The sequence below is a fragment of the Brevundimonas sp. UBA7506 genome (assembly GCF_002479495.1).
In the GTDB taxonomy this organism is placed as follows: Bacteria; Pseudomonadota; Alphaproteobacteria; order Caulobacterales; family Caulobacteraceae; genus Brevundimonas.
In genome coordinates, this window is sequence record NZ_DLNQ01000005.1 from 277,239 (window position 1) to 292,371 (window position 15,133).

Here is a 15,133-nt window from a genome sequence, read left to right on the forward strand (position 1 = left end):
CATTGGCTAAGAGAACGAGGCGCGCGTGGAAGGCTGGATCGGCACGGGAAAGGTGCGCGGACGCGAGGTCGACGACACGGTGGAAATCACCATCGACGGCCTGACCACCCAGGCCAAATACTACAAGCCGCTGGCCTATGAGTTCTTCCGCAAGGAGTGGAGCGCCCGCCCGGCGTGGGGTGATTATGTCGTTGAGATCACCATGGAGCACGTCGGGGACGCGCCGTGGATGGACCTGGACAACCTGGCCAAGGCCCTGCTGGACGCCATCAAGGGCTATCTGTTCCACGATGACAGCCAGGTCGCGCGCCTGCTGGTCGAGCGCCATGAAGGCGAGCGGGAGCGCATCATGATCCGGGTCTTCCCGAGGCGGTAGGGGGGGGCAGCGCGGGCGTTGGCACGCGGCATCGAAGCAGAGTCTTAGTTCTGCGTTTCGTACGTCGTCGTCACCAAGACCTGGACGCGGTCTAGCCTCTCGCCCGGCCGTTTCGCCCGACTGACGACTGCTGACAGGGACGGATCGGTCCGGTTCCTGAACGTGGTCGCCGCCATGTCGCGCCGCTCGGTCTGCCGAACCGTTTCCCAGCGGCTGGCGAAGGCTGCTGACGTCAGGACGGCTTCCACCACGGGCTGCAGATCGACATTCCCGCCGCCGGTGATGTGGCACATGGGGGCTTGGTCCGAGACGACTAGGACATAGCCGGCGGTCTCGGTCGAGTTGATGCGCCAGTAGCGGTTCCCGCGGCGCAAGGCCGGAGGCGGGAGCGACGCCTCATCGACTTTAGCAACCAGCCCCATCGTGTCGCCCAGGCCTACCGTTGCGATGAAGGGAGCGGGGCCGTTGATCCAGCTTTCTGGGTTTAGAATCCATTCCTCACAGCCACGCAGGGCGCCAGAGAAGCCTTGCTCCAAAGCTGGTTGCGCGTTGGCAACCGAAGCAGAACACGCAGCGAGTGCTGCAATGGAGACCGCGAGGGTTGTGATGGCTGAAGACCGCATACCTCACCGTGCGGCGCTGACCTTCCGCTGTCCACCCTTAGCGGACGCGCAACGCGTCCGGCTATGAGGGCGGTGCCCTCCGCGCCTACTTCTTCCGGAACTGGTCCAGCGAAACGACCTTGGGGCCGTCGTCGTCGCCCGAGGGCGGCGGGGCGGCGTTCGGATCGCGGGCAGGGGGCGTGAGCGGCGCGACCTCGGCCTCGACGATTTCCGGCTCTTCGAACTGCAGCAGGAACTGGACGCTGGGGTCGTAGAAGCGGGTCACGGCCGAATAGGGCATGGCCAGAACCTTGGGCATGCCGCCGAATTTCAGCATGACCGAGAAACGGTCGTGCTGGACCTCAAGGTCCCAATATTGGTGCTGCAGGACGATGGTCATCTCGTCCGGGTATTTGGCCAGGACGTCCGGCGGCACCGAGACGCCCGGCGCGCGAGTCTTGAACGTGATGTAAAAGTGGTGCGCACCGGGAATGCCGGCCGGCTGGGCCGCGCGTTCCAGCGCGGAACGGATCACGCCGCGCAGGGCGTCCTGGGCGAGTTGCTCATAGTGCATCTCGTCGACCGGGGGAGATTGATCCGTCATCAGGCGCCTCGAAACTGGGAACGGGCGACTGTTACCCGCGACAGGCGAGTGACGGAAGATACCGATTGAGGAAAGCGCCGGGATTCTGGCTCGAGGCTCCTGCAATGTCTCTGAGGAAGAGGAGGGCTTCTGTTGCCAGGCGCCCTCCGGGCCCCGCCTGAGGATCTGAACCCCCAGGACTTAAGTGTTCGAAATCAACCGAACCGCATTACGCGGCGAGGCGGACTTCTCCAGCGAAGTTATCGTTCGCAGTTAGAATATGGCCCGATACGGTGGGCCAGGACGAGCGAAAGCATCTTCTTTACACGTCCGTCGATGCTAGTCGGCCCCATGCTGCCTCCGCCGATAACGCGGGGAAGAAGTTGGTGGAGCCGCCGGGAATCGCACCCGGGTCCGGTCCGCTTATTACAAGCGCGTTTATCGCCATAGTCCGGGCGAACCCGAACAGCTTCGATATAGGGCCTCCTGCGGCCGTATCCAAGAGGGATGGCGGCGGAGTGTCTGGATTCCCAGTCGAAATGTCGCTGGCCACGTCGATTGACACCGGTAGACATGACCGTGAGCATGGAGCGCGGGAGGATGACGCATGGGTGAGATCACACGCAGACGATTGGGGCTTGGCCTGGGCGTCGGACTGGGCGCAGGTCTGGCGACGACGGCTGTCGCCGCCGGGGAGAAGGCGCGCGAAGAGCCGCTCACTGTGGTCCACTCGAGCTTCATCTATGACCAGGCGCCCTATCCGCAGTGCCATGCCTCGACCATCGTGGAGACCACGGGCGGCGTCATGGCGGCGGCCTGGTTCGGCGGCACGCATGAGAAGCACCCTGACGTCTGCATCTGGTTCGCGCGCTTCGAGAACGGCGTCTGGAGCGAGGGCGTTCAGGTCGCCGACGGCGTGCAACCGGACGGCTCGCGACATCCGACCTGGAATCCCGTCCTGTTCCAGCCGGCGCAGGGTGATCTGATCCTGTTCTACAAGGTCGGTCCCGATCCCTTCAGCTGGTGGGGCATGATGATGACCTCGCCGGACGGAGGCCGCACATGGTCGTCGCCGCGTCGTTTGCCTGACGGCGTGCTCGGACCGATCAAGAACAAGCCGGTCGTGCTGGCCGACGGAACCTGGTTGTGCCCCTCGAGCACCGAGGCGGGCGAAGGCATGGGCGCCGCGGCCGGCGCGGGCTGGCAGCTGCACTTCGAGATCAGCACGGATCAGGGACGTCGCTGGACCCTGACCGATCCGGTCGCCTCGCCGCTGAACATCGACGCCATACAGCCCAGCATCCTGATCCATCCGGACGGCGCCTTGCAGGCCGTGGCGCGCGCGCGTCAGGGGGCGCTGGCGTCCAGCTGGTCACGCGACGGCGGACGGACGTGGAGCGCCATAGGGGCTGTTGATCTGCCCAATCCCAATTCGGGAACGGACGCCTCGACCCTCAAGGATGGGCGTCATCTGATGATCTACAATCACGCGGGGCACGAGCCGGATCGACCGGGGCGAGGGCCGCGGTATCCGCTCAATGTAGGTCTGTCAGCCGACGGTCTGTCGTGGCGCAACGTGCTGACGCTGGAGAGCGAGCCCCTGACGCACGGCTATGCCTATCCGGCCGTGGTCCAAGCCTCGAACGGGCTGGTGCATGTCACCTATACGCACGACCGGACCCGCATCCGGCACGTAGTTCTCGACCCGTCGCGACTGGCCTAGGCGCGCGCCCAGTCAGGCGTCTGGTTGCGGAACCAGGTCAGTTGGCGCTTGGCGTAGTTGCGGGTGGCCTGGCGCGTCTGCTCCATGGCCTGTTTCAGCGAGGCCTCGCCGCCTAGGTGGGCCATCAGTTCCCGCACTCCGACCGCCTTCATGGCGGGAAGGTCCGGATCGAGACGACGGTCGGCGAGAGCCTTCACTTCGTCCAGCGCGCCCTGTTCGATCATCTGGGCGACCCTGAGATCGCATGAGGCGTAGAGCCGGTTGCGATCCGGCTCCAGCACCAGGCCCTTCCAGTCGCCGGGCGCCAGCAGGGGTTTGGTGTCGGCCTTCCAGGCGCTTAGCGAACGGCCGGTCGCCTGGGCCACGGCCAGGGCGCGGATCAGACGCTGGCGGTCGCCGGGGGTGATGGCGGCGGCGGATGCGGGATCGACCTCGGCCAGACGGCGGCGGAAGGCCACTTCGCCTTCAGCGTCATAGTCGGCCTGGACCGCGTCGCGCACGACCTCAGGCACGGCGGGAATGTCGGCCAGGCCGCGTGTCAGGGCGTTGAAATAGAGGCCGGTGCCGCCGACCAGCAGGGCCGGGCGCTCCTGCGCCGCCAGTTCCTCCAGCAGCGGCATGACGGCGCGGGTCCAGCGGCCGACCGACCAGGATTCGGCCGCGTCGGCCACGCCGTAAAGGCGGTGCTCGGCGCGAGCCTCGTCCTCAAGCGACGGACGGGCGCTGAGGACGCGCAGGTCGGCATAGAGCTGCTGGCTGTCGGCGTTGATGACGACGGCGCCCGTTTTCTCGGCCATTTCCAGCGCCAGACGCGACTTGCCCGAGGCGGTGGGGCCAGCGATCAGGGTGAGACGGGGCGTTTTGGTCAAAGGAACAGGCTCGCGAACAGGACCGGACGGCGATAGAACGCCGGCGACCGGCCCGGCAAGGGCCAAGGAGCAAAGCCTTGATCGACCGCACCGCCGTAATCACCGCCCTCGACGCCATTGTGGACCCGAAATCGGGACAGGGGCTGGTCGCCGCCGGTCTGGTCCAGGGACTGACAGTGGCCGAGGACCGCGCGGGCTTCGTCATGGAAGTTCCGGCGGGCGAGACGGCGATCTACGCCCCGGTGCGCGACGCGGCCGAGGCGGCGCTGAAGGCCATGCCGGGCATGGCGCGGGTCTCGGTCGTCCTGACCGCCGAGACGGCGCCCGCCGCCCCGCCGCGCCGAACGGCGGGTTTGTCGAAGGCCGCCACAGATCAAGGCCGGGCCAAGGCGCCGGTGCCGACCGAGCGTCCGGCTCATGTGAAGCGTGTCCTGGCGGTGGCCAGCGGCAAGGGCGGGGTCGGCAAGTCGACGGTGGCGGTGAACCTGGCTGCAGCGCTGGCGGCGCGCGGTCTGTCGGTCGGGGTGCTGGACGCGGACGTCTATGGTCCCTCGCTGCCCACCATGCTGGGGCTGGCGGGCCAGCCGGACTATGTGGACGGGGCCATCGTGCCTCATGTCGCGCACGGCCTGAAGGCCATGTCGGTCGGCCTGCTGACCAAGGCCGACGACGCCATGATCTGGCGCGGACCGATGGCGTCGCAGGCCATCACCCAGATGCTGACCCAGACGCGCTGGGGGACGGAGGACACGCCGCTGGACGTGCTGGTGGTGGACCTGCCGCCGGGCACCGGCGACGTGCAATTGACTCTGATCCAGAAGACGCCGCTGGACGGGGCGGTCATCGTCTCGACCCCGCAGGAGGTGGCGCTGGCCGATGCGCGCCGGGCCCACACCCTGTTCCAGCGCGTCAATGTCCCGACCCTGGGCCTGATCGAGAACATGAGCGGCCCGGTCTTCGGTCAGGGCGGGGCCGAGGCCGAAGCTGAGCGGCTGGGCGTGGCCTTCCTCGGCGACCTGCCGCTGGATGCGGCTCTGCGTCAGGCGGGCGACGCTGGGCGACCGCTGGTCTCGGCTGAACCCGACGGCGAGGTGGCGCAGCGCTTCGCTGCGGTGGCGGCGAAGGTGGCTGAAGGGCTGGGGCTCTAGGCCGGCTCGACCACGACGGCGGTTCCGTAGGCCAGAACCTCGGTCACGCCGGGCATGATCTCGTTGGCGTCGTACCGCATGGCCAGGATGGCGTTGGCGCCCATGTCGCGCGCATGGACGACCAGTTCGTCATAGGCTTCCTGACGCGCGGCCTCGGCCAGTTTCACATAGGCCCCGACGCGGCCGCCGATCATCGACTGCACCCCGCCGATGGCGTCGGAAACGACATTGCGCGAGCGCACGGTGACGCCGCGCACCATGCCCAGATGGCGGACGATGCGGTGGCCGGCTAGGTCGTTGGTGGTCGTGACGAGCATGGTCGTGTCTCCGAATTAGCGACGGTCCAGGGTGCGGAAGGTGAAGGCGTGATCATCCTTCTCGCCCGCCGGATGAGGTTCCGACAGGGTCTCGACGAAGGCGGCCTCGTCAAAGGCAGGGAAATGAGCGTCGCCCTCGGGCTCGGCCTCGACCTCGGTGATGTAGAGGCGCTGGGCGCGCGGCAGGATCGCTTCGAACAGGGCGGTGCCGCCGATGACGCAGACCTCGTCCACGCCGTCCTCCACGGCGGTTTCGCGCGCGATAGACAGGGCCTCGCTCAAGTTCGAGCAGACCAGGGCACCCTTGGCCATGCCTTCGGATTCATAGGAGCCGTCCTTGGTCAGGACGATGTTCAGGCGGCCGGGCAGGGGCTTGAGCGGCAGGCTTTCCCAGGTCTTCCGGCCCATGATGCAGGGCTTGCCGACGGTGACGGCCTTGAAGCGTTGCAGGTCCGACCGCAGCCGCCAGGGCAGGTCGCCGTCGCGTCCGATGACGCCGTTGCGGGCGCGGGCGACGACGAGGGCGATCTTGGGAATGGACACAGGGCAGGCTCCGAAAGACGGGGGCGGCTGAACACCGCCCCCTTATCCGGACTTAGGCCTCTGGCTCGAGGAGTTTCAAGCGGAAGAAGGCCGCGCCAATGACTGCGCCGATGGCCGGGGCGACAAAGAAGACCCAGACCTGGCTCAGGGCCTGGCCACCGACCAGCAGGGCCGGGCCGAAGCTGCGGGCCGGATTGACCGAGACGCCCGTCACCTGAATGCCGACGATGTGGATGACGGCCAGGGTGATGCCGATAGCGACGCCGGCGAGGGCGCCGTGCCCCTTGGCCCCGGTCACGCCCAGAATGGCGATGATGAAGATGGCGGTGGCGACGATCTCGAAGATCAGGGCGGCATGCAGGCCGTATCCGCCCGGCGATCCGGCGTCGAAGCCGTTCTGGCCCAGGTTGGCGAAGCCGGTCTTGGCGATCATGCCGAGGATGGCGGCGCCGACGATGGCGCCGATGAACTGGGCGGCCCAGTAGATCAGCATGTCCCTGGCGCTCATCCGTCCCGCGACGAAGACGCCCAGGCTGACCGCCGGGTTGACGTGACAACCCGACACCGGGCCGATGCCATAGGCCATGGCGATGATGGCGAAGCCGAAGGCCAGGGCGATGCCCAGCTGCCCCACATGATCGAACCCGCCCAGGACGGCGGCACCGCACCCGAACAGCACCAGCACCATCGTCCCGACCAGTTCGGCCGCAAACTTCTTCAACACGACAACCCTCCCATTTCATGCGCCCGCATAGACGCGGATCAGGGGAGGGTGCGCCGAGTCCCGACGCTTCGCCATACGATGTTACGGGAGTTTACGCGTCAGCCTTGAGCCACTTCAGCCATTTGCGCTGCATGGCGGCTTCCAGATCGATGCCGGCGCGGTCGCAGTAGATGAGCAGCATGCCCAGAACGTCGGCGGCTTCGTCGCCGAGGGCGATCGGGTCGGGCGCGCCACGCGCGCGGCCGGTGAGGTTCAGGTGTTCCTTGGTCAGTTCGCCCAGCTCCTCCTGCAGCTTCAGCAGGGCCCAGTCGCGGTCGCGGTCGATGGTGTGCTCGCGGGCATAGATGTCGGAGATGCGGAGGACGTCCGCCTTGAGGTCGGTCAGTTTCATCAGGTGCGGATCGAGGCCCATTGGTTGGCGGGAACGGCCAGAGGCGGGGCGGGCGACCAAGCCTCCTCGGGATCGCCGCCGGCTGGCACGAAATAGCCGTAGGCGCGCGTCCAGATCTCGATGACCGGCTGCTGGAAGGCGTCGCGCGCCACGGCGGCGTCGATACGCCCGCTCAGGACCCCGTCCGCCATGCTGTTCAGGAAGTTGAACACCGTGGATAGGGCGGCCGTGGCCTCGCCGTCGTGGTCGTCGGCAATGTAGAAGGGGACGCCGTCGCGAAGGACCTGGCGGGCGCCCAGCACCGGCTCGTCGTCCCAGGCGGCGACCAGTTGCGCGGCCAGTTGCAGAGGCGTTTCGGACGGGGCGGTCGCCTCGCTGGCGGCCGAGGGGACGGCGGCGGGTTCCAGCCGCAAGGCCTGTCGAACGCGGTTGCAGGCGGGACCGAGCGCGGCTCTCAAGTTCTGGTCGCGACGGTCGGCGACGTAGCGGAGCGGCTCGACCCCGATCAGGTCGGACGGCAGGTGAAGCTCGGCGCCGTGGGGCATGACGAAGAAGCAGCGACGCGGCCCCAGGGCGCCGATGAACAGGCCCAGTTCAAAGACGACATTGTCCCGCACGGTCTGAACCGTCCGGCCTCGGATGCGGACCACGTCGTCGGGCGTGAAGACGAAGACGGCGAACTCGACCTTCCGGCTCCAGGCGTAGAGGTCGATCAGGGCGGCGCTAGACGGCTGGAACACGCCCTGCGGCCAGACGGTCGGCTCGCAGTCGAACTCCAGATTTTCCTGCAGCGCGTAGGCCACCTCCAGCCCCTCGACCGAGGAGCCGATGAAGAGGGGCGGTCGGCGGATCACTTCGACACTTCGGCCCTGATGTGCGGCCAGGGCGCGTAGTCGCTGATGACGAAGTCCGACAGCTCGTAGGCGAACAGGTCGGACTTGGGCGCGACGGTCAGGGTCGGCAGGGGCAGGGGCTGGCGGGTCAGTTGCAGCTCGGCCTGTTCCAGGTGGTTCAGATAGAGGTGGGCGTCGCCGAAGGTGTGGACGAAGTCGCCGGGCTCCAGCCCGACCACCTGGGCCAGCATGTGCGTCAGCAGGGCGTAGGAGGCGATGTTGAACGGCACGCCCAGGAAGACGTCGGCTGAGCGCTGGTACAGCTGGCAGCTGAGCTTGCCGTCGGCGACGAAGAACTGGAACAGGCAGTGGCAGGGCGGCAGGGCCATGTCGTCCACGTCGGCCGGGTTCCAGGCGCTGACGATATGACGGCGGCTGTTGGGGTTGGTCTTCAGACCGTGGACCAGCTTGCTGATCTGGTCGATGCTCGCGCCGTTCGGGGCGGCCCAGGAGCGCCACTGCTTGCCGTAGACGGGGCCCAGGTCGCCCTCGGCGTCGGCCCATTCGTCCCAGATGCTGACGCCGTTGTCCTTGAGCCAGGCGATGTTGGTCTCGCCGCGCAGGAACCACAGCAGCTCGATGAAGATCGAGCGCGTGTGCAGCTTCTTCGTCGTCAGCAGAGGGAAGCCCTTGGACAGGTCGAAGCGGATCTGACGGCCGAAAACGCCCAGGGTGCCGGTGCCGGTGCGGTCGTCGCGGCGCACGCCGTTGTCGAGGATGTCCCGCAGCAGATTGAGATACTGCCATTCGGGATGGTCGGCGGGGACGGCCGCCGTGCGGGCTTCGAGATCAGCGAGGGCGACGGCGGCGTTCATGGGAAGTGAGGATGCCCCTGATTCGCGGTGCGGGGCAGGCGCCTGATTCGCTTGCTCACAGAAAAGAGAAGCGCCCGCCGATGCGATCGGCGGGCGCTGCTTCATTCAGTCGTTTCGGCCAAGATCAGCGACCGGGCGCGAGGCGCTCGTTCTGGACCCAGCCCAGGTTGTCGTTGTCGTCCATGACCTCCCACCAGACGCCCTCGCGGTTGCCGGTCGGGTAGAGGCGCAGGCCTGCGGGCAGGGCGCGCACGACCGAGCCGCCGTTGGGGCGCGAGCGAAGCGTGGCGGCCTGCTGAACCGTATAGGTTTGGATCGGCGCTTCCTGGGCCGCCGAACCGCCTTCCAGCCCGCCCATCTGGGTCACCATGTCGGTGTAGGCCTGGATGAAGGACTGGGCCACGATGCGGCCGATCTCGGTGTTCTCATAGCTGCCGCCGCCCAGCGCGCCCGCGCCGAAGCCGCCGGCGCCCAGGCCCCAGCTCATGTCGCGCTTGGAGGCGTAGCCTTCGGTGACCAGCTGGGTCTCCGAGGTGCGGACATTGGTCAGCGACAGGACGGTGTTGGCTTCCATGTTGCGCGTGCGAATGCCGCCCACGATGGCGCCGGCGCGACCGCCGAGAGCGGCGCCGGCCAGACCGGCCAGGGCATTGCCGCCCGAGTTGGCGTTCTGGCTGGCGACTTCGCCGACCAGGACGAAGTCGGCGGCGCGGATCTGGCCGCCGCCGACGTTGGAGCCGCGTTGCAGGTCTCCGCCGGACGCCAGTTCACGCTCGCGCTGGGCGACGCTCATGCCCGTGCCGCGGTCTACCAGGGTGAAGCAGCCAGAACGCTGGATCACCACGCGCAGCAGGCTTTGCGGCGGCGAAAGCTGCAGCTCGCGCCAGTAGTCGGACTGACCGTCGGCCAGGGTGACCGTGCCCAGGCTGCGGGCGCAGCGCGGGATCTGGGCCATTTGCGCGTCCTGGGTGCGCTGGGCGCTGCTGCGGCGCGCCTGGGCTTCTGCGGGCGCGGCGGCGGCCAGAGTGGTGGAAGCCGCGACGGCGACCGCGATGAGGTTGGCGATTTTCACGAGACAGATCCCCCTTCGGATAAGCTGAAGGGGGTCTGCCTAACCCAGCTTTGCAATAAGCCCAAGACGACGGGCCGAGTCAGCCCTTGAATCCGTCCCCTGCCAGGAAGTCGGATTCGTCCGCCGTGGTCTCGCGACCAAGGCAGGCGTTGCGGTGCGGGTATCGCCCGAAGCGGGCGATGATGTCGCGGTGGATCACGGCGAACTTGTAGGTGTTGGGCTGATCGGCTTCGTCCAGCAGGGTCAGAAGAGTCTCCTGATCCGCCAGGGACTCGGAGTGCATCAGCGGCATGAGCACGAAGGGGCGCAGGTCATGAGCCACCTGTCGGTCGTCGCCGCGCGCGATGGCGGCCTTGGCGAACATCAGAGCCAGGGAATCGGTGGCGAACATATGCGCGGTGTCGCGGAAGGCGTTTCGCGGCAGCTGATCCAGCAGGATGATCAGGGCCAGAGCGCCCTCGGGCGTCCCGGACCAGGCGTCCAGTTCGCGGCGTGCGGCGGCGAAATGGGTTTCGCGACACAGTTCGGTGAAGACCGCGTCGAAAGCGGCGTCCTTGGCGAACCATTTCTCGGGGCCGGCTTCGATCCAGAAGGCGATGACCTGGGCGGGGGTAAGCAGGGTGTTCATGCTGCAAAGCTTAAGCTTGCGCGCGTGCAAGTGCACGACCCCGCGAGGGGGAAATCATCTGACGATGTAAGGAAAAATGGTCGGAGTGAGAGGATTCGAACCTCCGACCCCTGCGTCCCGAACGCAGTGCTCTACCAGACTGAGCCACACTCCGACATTTTTCTCGGCGCGGGCCAGAGGCCGTCGTTGCGTCGAGGAGGGGGCTTATAGCCACCCGTTTCGGACCTCGCAAGCGGGGAATTTGCGGTTTTTAAAAAGTCGCTGCTCGATGAAAATTCTTTTGTTTTCAGTGTTGCATCCCCGAAAAGCTTGGCGTATCTCACCGCTCCTCGCCGCAACGAACTGCGGCGGCGCACTGGTCCTGCTGGGGAATGGTGTAATGGTAACACTACGGTTTTTGGTACCGTCATTCTAGGTTCGAGTCCTAGTTCCCCAGCCACCGCCCTTTCGGGTTCGAGTATCGACCGGCTCAAGCTTCTCCTTCATCTGTACAGTATAGTGAGCCAGTCGGGCTGGCTGTTCGCCATCGCTGTTGTGTCGCGACGGAAATCGCCACGTCAAAAGCAAAAGGCCGCTGGACTGCTCCGGCGGCCTTTGACGTTTCTGGTCGGCGCCAAGGGGCGGCGTGTCCAATGGGCGGTAAAGTGCTGTCGAGGGTGGCGGTGGGCGTGTCGGCGCTTTGAAGCGGCAATGCCGATTGGCCAGGTCGCTTCCACTGCGCAAAGCGGAGCGATCGCTAAGCGGCGCCTAATTCATAATGTATGAAAGAAGGGGGGGGCGGTGTGCGCCATTCCCTTCGCTGAAAGGAATGGCGCGAGTGACGGGGCTCGAACCCGCGACCTCCGGCGTGACAGGCCGGCACTCTAACCAACTGAGCTACACCCGCGTTTCCCGAACCGAAGCGCTGTGCGCCGCGGCGAGGGGCGTCGTTTAGGCGGGGCCGCCGCGCCCGTCAAGCGGCCCTGCTGTGGATAAGCGAAAATATCGCAAGACCTCCGTTACTTGGCGGCTGCGGCGGCTTGCGGCGGGGCGACGGGACCGGCGATTCCGCCGTCCGCCGGCAGGTGCGAGGCGACGGCGGGCGGGGGCGGTTCATAGTGGACGCCGACGCCTGGTCCCAGCGGCAGGTCCAGGGCCACCCAGGCCGCCACCATGACGAGGCCCGCGACCAGGAAGGCCCCGGCGTAGGGCAGCATGGTGGCCATCAGGGAGCCGAGACCGAAGCGCGGGTCCCAGCGCTGGGCGAAGGTCAGGATCAGGGGGAAGTAGCTCATCAACGGGGTGGCGATGTTGGTGACGCTGTCGCCCATGCGATAGGCGGCGGTCGTCATTTCCGGGCTGATGCCCAGCAGCATGAACATGGGCACGACGATGGGGGCAAGCGCCGACCACTTGGCCGAGGCCGAGCCGATGAAGAGATCGAAGACGCAGGACACCAGCACCACCACGATCAGCAGCAGGGGCGTCGGCAGGGCCAGTTCGCGCAGGGAGGCGGCGGCGTTGACCGCCAGGATAGGGCCCAGGCCCGACCAGTTGAACATGGCGACGAAGTGGGCGGCGAAGAAGGCCAGAACGATATAGGGGGCCAGCTGGCTGATTCCCTCGCGCATCATTCGCACCAGATCATGGTGCGACTTGATCGAGCCTGAGCCGACGCCGAAGGCTGCGCCCGCGCCGAAGAAGGTGAGGGCGAAGAAGGCGACCAGCGAGCGATACAGCGGGTTGAAGCGCTGGGCGGGCTCGGCGTCGGCATCGACGAAGGGCGAGCCGGGCAGGAGGGTGATCAGGGTCCAGGTGGCGATCATGGCCAGGATGGTCAGGCCCGCGAACAGCAGGCCGCGCTTTTCGGCGCTGGACAGGGGCGTCTTTTCTTCCGCGGTGGCGGGCGCGGCCGAGGACGGGATCCAGGGCCCGAGGCGGGGCTCGATGACCCGGTCGGTCAGGAACCAGACAATGGGGGTGAAGACGATGACGACCCCGACGATGAAGAACCAGTTGCCGGCGATGCTGACGGCGTAGGACGGATCGATCAGGTGGGCGGCGGGTTCGGTGATGCCCAGAATCAGCGCGTCGCTGGCGCCGGGAAACAGATTGCCCGCGTATCCGCCCGAGACGGCGGCGAAACCAGCAGCCAGACCGGCCAGGGGATGGCGGCCCGCCGCGGCGAAGATGACGGCGGCCAGAGGAATGACCACGACGTAGGAGGCGTCGGAGGCGTGGTGGGACACCATGCCGGTCACCACCACGATCGGCGTCAGGATGAATCGCGGCGCGTTCAGCAGGGCGCCCCGAATGGCGGTCGAGAACATGCCTGTCCGCTCGGCGACCGAGGCGCCGTAAATAATTGTGATCACGATCCCCAGGGGCGGAAAATCGGCCAGGGTGCGCGGCATGCCGATGAAGAGCCGCTCCAGATTGGCGGGCGACAACAGGCTCTCGGCTTGCAGCACGTCGCCGGTCACCGGATTGACCGCCGACCAGCCCAGACCCGCGCCGACCAGGCTGAGCACGATCAGGCCCAGGATCAGCCAGAGAAAGAGAAATACGGGATCGGGCAGGCGATTGCCGACGCGTTCGATGGTGTTCAGCAAGCGGGCTGCCAGGCTCATGCTGCGACCTTGATTACAGAGGTACTGGAAAGCCTCCATTTACGCGTATCGTTGGTGCGGCTGGCAACGGCGCGGCCTGCGGCAAAACGCGCGCGGGCTTGCGAACCATTCTCAACAAAAAACCTTTGCCGACATGGGTTTGAACCTGTCGATGGTTGGGTCTAAGAAGCCCCGAATCCGCCCCCTCCCTCGGCGGGCGAGGCAGCTCGAATGAACGCATTTCTTCTAGAATACCTCCCGATCGTCGTTTTCCTGGCGATCGCCGCCGTCCTGGGGCTCGGCTTCATGCTGGCCGCATGGGCTCTGGCGCCGAAAAACCCCGACACTGAAAAGCTGTCGGCCTATGAGTGCGGCTTCAACGCCTTTGACGACGCACGCATGAAGTTCGACGTCCGCTTCTATCTGGTGTCGATCCTCTTCATCATCTTCGACCTTGAAGTGGCCTTCCTGTTCCCGTGGGCGGTGTCGATGTTCGACCTGTCGACCGGCGGCATGGTCTTCGCCTTCTGGTCGATGATGGTCTTTCTCGGCGTGCTGACGGTCGGCTTTATCTACGAATGGAAGAAGGGAGCGCTGGAATGGCAATAATCGCGCCATCGTCGCCTTTGGCGTCGCCCCTGGTCCCCGCCGGCTCGGCCGCGCGCTCGACCGTCGAGGGTTACGATCCCAAGATTCACGACAAGTTCTTCGAGGCGGTGAACACCGAACTCGGCGAGCAGGGCTTCCTGACGACGTCGCTGGACGACGTCATCAACTGGGCCCGCACCGGCTCGCTGATGTGGATGTCGTTCGGCCTGGCCTGCTGCGCCGTGGAAATGATCCACCTGTCGATGCCGCGCTTCGACCTGGAGCGCTTCGGCACCGCGCCGCGCGGTTCGCCGCGCCAGTCGGACCTGATGATCGTCGCTGGCACCCTGACCAACAAGATGGCTCCGGCCCTGCGCAAGGTCTATGACCAGATGCCGGACCCGCGCTACGTCATCTCCATGGGCAGCTGCGCAAACGGCGGCGGCTATTATCACTACAGCTACAGCGTCGTGCGCGGCTGCGACCGCGTGGTGCCGGTGGACGTCTATGTCCCGGGTTGCCCGCCGACCGCCGAGGCCCTGCTGTACGGCATCCTGCAGCTGCAGAAGAAGATCCGCCGCACGGGGACGATCGAGCGATGAGCGAACTGGTGCGCGTCGCGGAACGCGAATCCGCCCTCACCCCGCTGGGGACCGAAATGGTGGCGGCTCTCGGTGTCGAGGCCGTCGTCGCCTATGGCGAGCTGACCCTGATCGCCCCGCGCGAGAACATCGTCGCCGTCATGACGGCCCTGCGCGATCAATTCGGCTTCCAACTGCTGATGGACGCCTGCGGCGCCGACTACCCGGACCGCGCCGAGCGCTTCGAGGTGGTCTATCACCTGCTGTCGCTGACCCGCGCCGCGCGGGTGCGCGTCAAGGTCTCGACCGACGAGGTGAAGCCGGTGCCCAGCGTGGTTTCGGTCTATCCGTCGGCGGGCTGGTTCGAGCGCGAAGCCTTCGACATGTACGGCATGATCTTCTCGGATCACCCCGACATGCGCCGCATCCTGACCGACTACGGTTTCCAGGGGCACCCGCTGCGCAAGGACTTCCCGATGACGGGCTATGTCGAGGTCCGCTACGACGAAGAACAGAAGCGCGTGGTCTATGAGCCGGTGAAGCTGGCCCAGGAATACCGCAATTTCGACTTCCTCTCTCCGTGGGAAGGCGCTGAATATCCGACCGTCCTGCCGGGCGACGAGAAGGCGGGAGCCAAGTAATGGCTGACGGCAACAACACCCCCGCGACGGCCGCTCCCAAGGCGATCGACC

General features: G+C 66.5%; 18 protein-coding genes, 3 tRNA genes and 1 other RNA gene. 7 read left to right on the forward strand and 15 right to left on the reverse strand.

Going from position 1 to position 15,133, the window contains the following annotated elements; all coding sequences use genetic code 11:
• Positions 1–25 precede the first annotated feature (25 nt).
• Positions 26–376, forward strand: coding sequence for a RusA family crossover junction endodeoxyribonuclease (locus tag B3K53_RS03110; RefSeq protein ID WP_292082630.1), 351 nt, complete (start codon positions 26–28; stop codon positions 374–376).
• Between the two features lie 44 nt (positions 377–420).
• Here the strand turns inward: B3K53_RS03110 and B3K53_RS03115 are convergent, their stop codons facing one another.
• From B3K53_RS03115 to ssrA, 3 genes are all read right to left on the reverse strand, one after another.
• Positions 421–999 carry a hypothetical protein gene (locus B3K53_RS03115; RefSeq protein ID WP_292082631.1) on the reverse strand — a complete coding sequence of 193 codons (579 nt, stop codon included), beginning with the start codon at positions 997–999 and terminating at the stop codon, positions 421–423.
• Between the two features lie 85 nt (positions 1,000–1,084).
• The gene (locus B3K53_RS03120; protein ID WP_292082632.1) at positions 1,085–1,582 is read right to left on the reverse strand and encodes an SspB family protein; all 498 of its coding nucleotides are present in this window, start codon (positions 1,580–1,582) and stop codon (positions 1,085–1,087) included.
• Between the two features lie 117 nt (positions 1,583–1,699).
• Positions 1,700–2,067, reverse strand: a transfer-messenger RNA (tmRNA) gene (ssrA, locus tag B3K53_RS03125).
• A 101-nt stretch (positions 2,068–2,168) separates the two neighbouring features.
• Here ssrA and B3K53_RS03130 point away from each other — a divergent pair.
• Positions 2,169–3,284 carry a sialidase family protein gene (locus tag B3K53_RS03130; RefSeq protein ID WP_292082633.1) on the forward strand — a complete coding sequence of 372 codons (1,116 nt, stop codon included), beginning with the start codon at positions 2,169–2,171 and terminating at the stop codon, positions 3,282–3,284.
• Here the strand turns inward: B3K53_RS03130 and miaA are convergent.
• A complete protein-coding gene (miaA, locus tag B3K53_RS03135) occupies positions 3,281–4,153 on the reverse strand; it encodes a tRNA (adenosine(37)-N6)-dimethylallyltransferase MiaA (RefSeq protein WP_292082634.1) in 873 nt (290 codons plus the stop codon). The two genes, B3K53_RS03130 and miaA, sit on opposite strands and share 4 nt — an antisense overlap.
• Positions 4,154–4,230: 77 nt before the next feature.
• On the opposite strand from miaA, the gene B3K53_RS03140 reads away from it, so the two are divergent.
• Positions 4,231–5,301, forward strand: a complete 1,071-nt coding sequence (locus B3K53_RS03140; RefSeq protein ID WP_292082635.1) for an Mrp/NBP35 family ATP-binding protein — start codon at positions 4,231–4,233, stop codon at positions 5,299–5,301.
• Here B3K53_RS03140 and B3K53_RS03145 read toward each other — a convergent pair.
• The 9 genes from B3K53_RS03145 to B3K53_RS03185 all read right to left on the reverse strand — a co-directional run bounded on the left by B3K53_RS03145 (position 5,298) and on the right by B3K53_RS03185 (position 10,838).
• Positions 5,298–5,618, reverse strand: coding sequence for a YbjQ family protein (locus tag B3K53_RS03145; RefSeq protein WP_292082636.1), 321 nt, complete (start codon positions 5,616–5,618; stop codon positions 5,298–5,300). The two genes, B3K53_RS03140 and B3K53_RS03145, sit on opposite strands and share 4 nt — an antisense overlap.
• A gap of 15 nt (positions 5,619–5,633) precedes the next feature.
• Complete coding sequence (locus tag B3K53_RS03150; RefSeq protein WP_292082637.1) at positions 5,634–6,161, reverse strand: dihydrofolate reductase; 528 nt, start codon at positions 6,159–6,161, stop codon at positions 5,634–5,636.
• 52 nt (positions 6,162–6,213) lie between these two features.
• Positions 6,214–6,885, reverse strand: a complete 672-nt coding sequence (locus B3K53_RS03155; RefSeq protein ID WP_292082638.1) for an aquaporin — start codon at positions 6,883–6,885, stop codon at positions 6,214–6,216.
• A gap of 91 nt (positions 6,886–6,976) precedes the next feature.
• Positions 6,977–7,276, reverse strand: coding sequence for a phosphoribosyl-ATP pyrophosphohydrolase (locus B3K53_RS03160; protein ID WP_292082639.1), 300 nt, complete (start codon positions 7,274–7,276; stop codon positions 6,977–6,979).
• Positions 7,276–8,130 carry a nucleotide-binding protein gene (locus tag B3K53_RS03165; protein ID WP_292082640.1) on the reverse strand — a complete coding sequence of 285 codons (855 nt, stop codon included), beginning with the start codon at positions 8,128–8,130 and terminating at the stop codon, positions 7,276–7,278. Before B3K53_RS03165 ends, B3K53_RS03160 begins: the two co-directional genes overlap by 1 nt.
• Positions 8,127–8,984 carry a thymidylate synthase gene (locus B3K53_RS03170; RefSeq protein ID WP_292082641.1) on the reverse strand — a complete coding sequence of 286 codons (858 nt, stop codon included), beginning with the start codon at positions 8,982–8,984 and terminating at the stop codon, positions 8,127–8,129. Before B3K53_RS03170 ends, B3K53_RS03165 begins: the two co-directional genes overlap by 4 nt.
• A 124-nt stretch (positions 8,985–9,108) precedes the next feature.
• Positions 9,109–10,056, reverse strand: a complete 948-nt coding sequence (locus B3K53_RS03175) for an SH3 domain-containing protein (protein WP_292082642.1) — start codon at positions 10,054–10,056, stop codon at positions 9,109–9,111.
• A 79-nt stretch (positions 10,057–10,135) separates the two neighbouring features.
• Complete coding sequence (locus B3K53_RS03180) at positions 10,136–10,684, reverse strand: DUF924 family protein (protein ID WP_292082643.1); 549 nt, start codon at positions 10,682–10,684, stop codon at positions 10,136–10,138.
• Between the two features lie 77 nt (positions 10,685–10,761).
• Positions 10,762–10,838: transfer RNA gene (locus tag B3K53_RS03185), tRNA-Pro, on the reverse strand.
• Positions 10,839–11,049: 211 nt separating this feature from the next.
• Here B3K53_RS03185 and B3K53_RS03190 point away from each other — a divergent pair.
• Positions 11,050–11,123, forward strand: a tRNA-Gln gene (locus B3K53_RS03190).
• Positions 11,124–11,493: 370 nt separating this feature from the next.
• Here B3K53_RS03190 and B3K53_RS03195 read toward each other — a convergent pair.
• Both B3K53_RS03195 and B3K53_RS03200 read right to left on the reverse strand, forming a co-directional pair.
• Positions 11,494–11,570: transfer RNA gene (locus B3K53_RS03195), tRNA-Asp, on the reverse strand.
• A 112-nt stretch (positions 11,571–11,682) separates the two neighbouring features.
• Positions 11,683–13,293 (reverse strand): AbgT family transporter, encoded by a 1,611-nt coding sequence (locus tag B3K53_RS03200; protein WP_292082644.1) that lies wholly within the window; start codon positions 13,291–13,293, stop codon positions 11,683–11,685.
• Between the two features lie 210 nt (positions 13,294–13,503).
• Here B3K53_RS03200 and B3K53_RS03205 point away from each other — a divergent pair, with 210 nt between their 5' ends.
• From B3K53_RS03205 to B3K53_RS03215, 3 genes are read left to right on the forward strand one after another with little or no spacing between them, the layout of a single operon-like run.
• Positions 13,504–13,881: an NADH-quinone oxidoreductase subunit A gene (locus B3K53_RS03205; protein WP_207821670.1), complete on the forward strand. Its 378-nt coding sequence runs from the start codon at positions 13,504–13,506 to the stop codon at positions 13,879–13,881.
• Positions 13,851–14,462, forward strand: coding sequence for a NuoB/complex I 20 kDa subunit family protein (locus B3K53_RS03210; RefSeq protein WP_292082645.1), 612 nt, complete (start codon positions 13,851–13,853; stop codon positions 14,460–14,462). The genes B3K53_RS03205 and B3K53_RS03210 overlap by 31 nt, the downstream gene beginning before the upstream one ends.
• Positions 14,459–15,082 (forward strand): NADH-quinone oxidoreductase subunit C, encoded by a 624-nt coding sequence (locus B3K53_RS03215; RefSeq protein ID WP_105563441.1) that lies wholly within the window; start codon positions 14,459–14,461, stop codon positions 15,080–15,082. Before B3K53_RS03210 ends, B3K53_RS03215 begins: the two co-directional genes overlap by 4 nt.
• Positions 15,083–15,133: the final 51 nt, after the last annotated feature.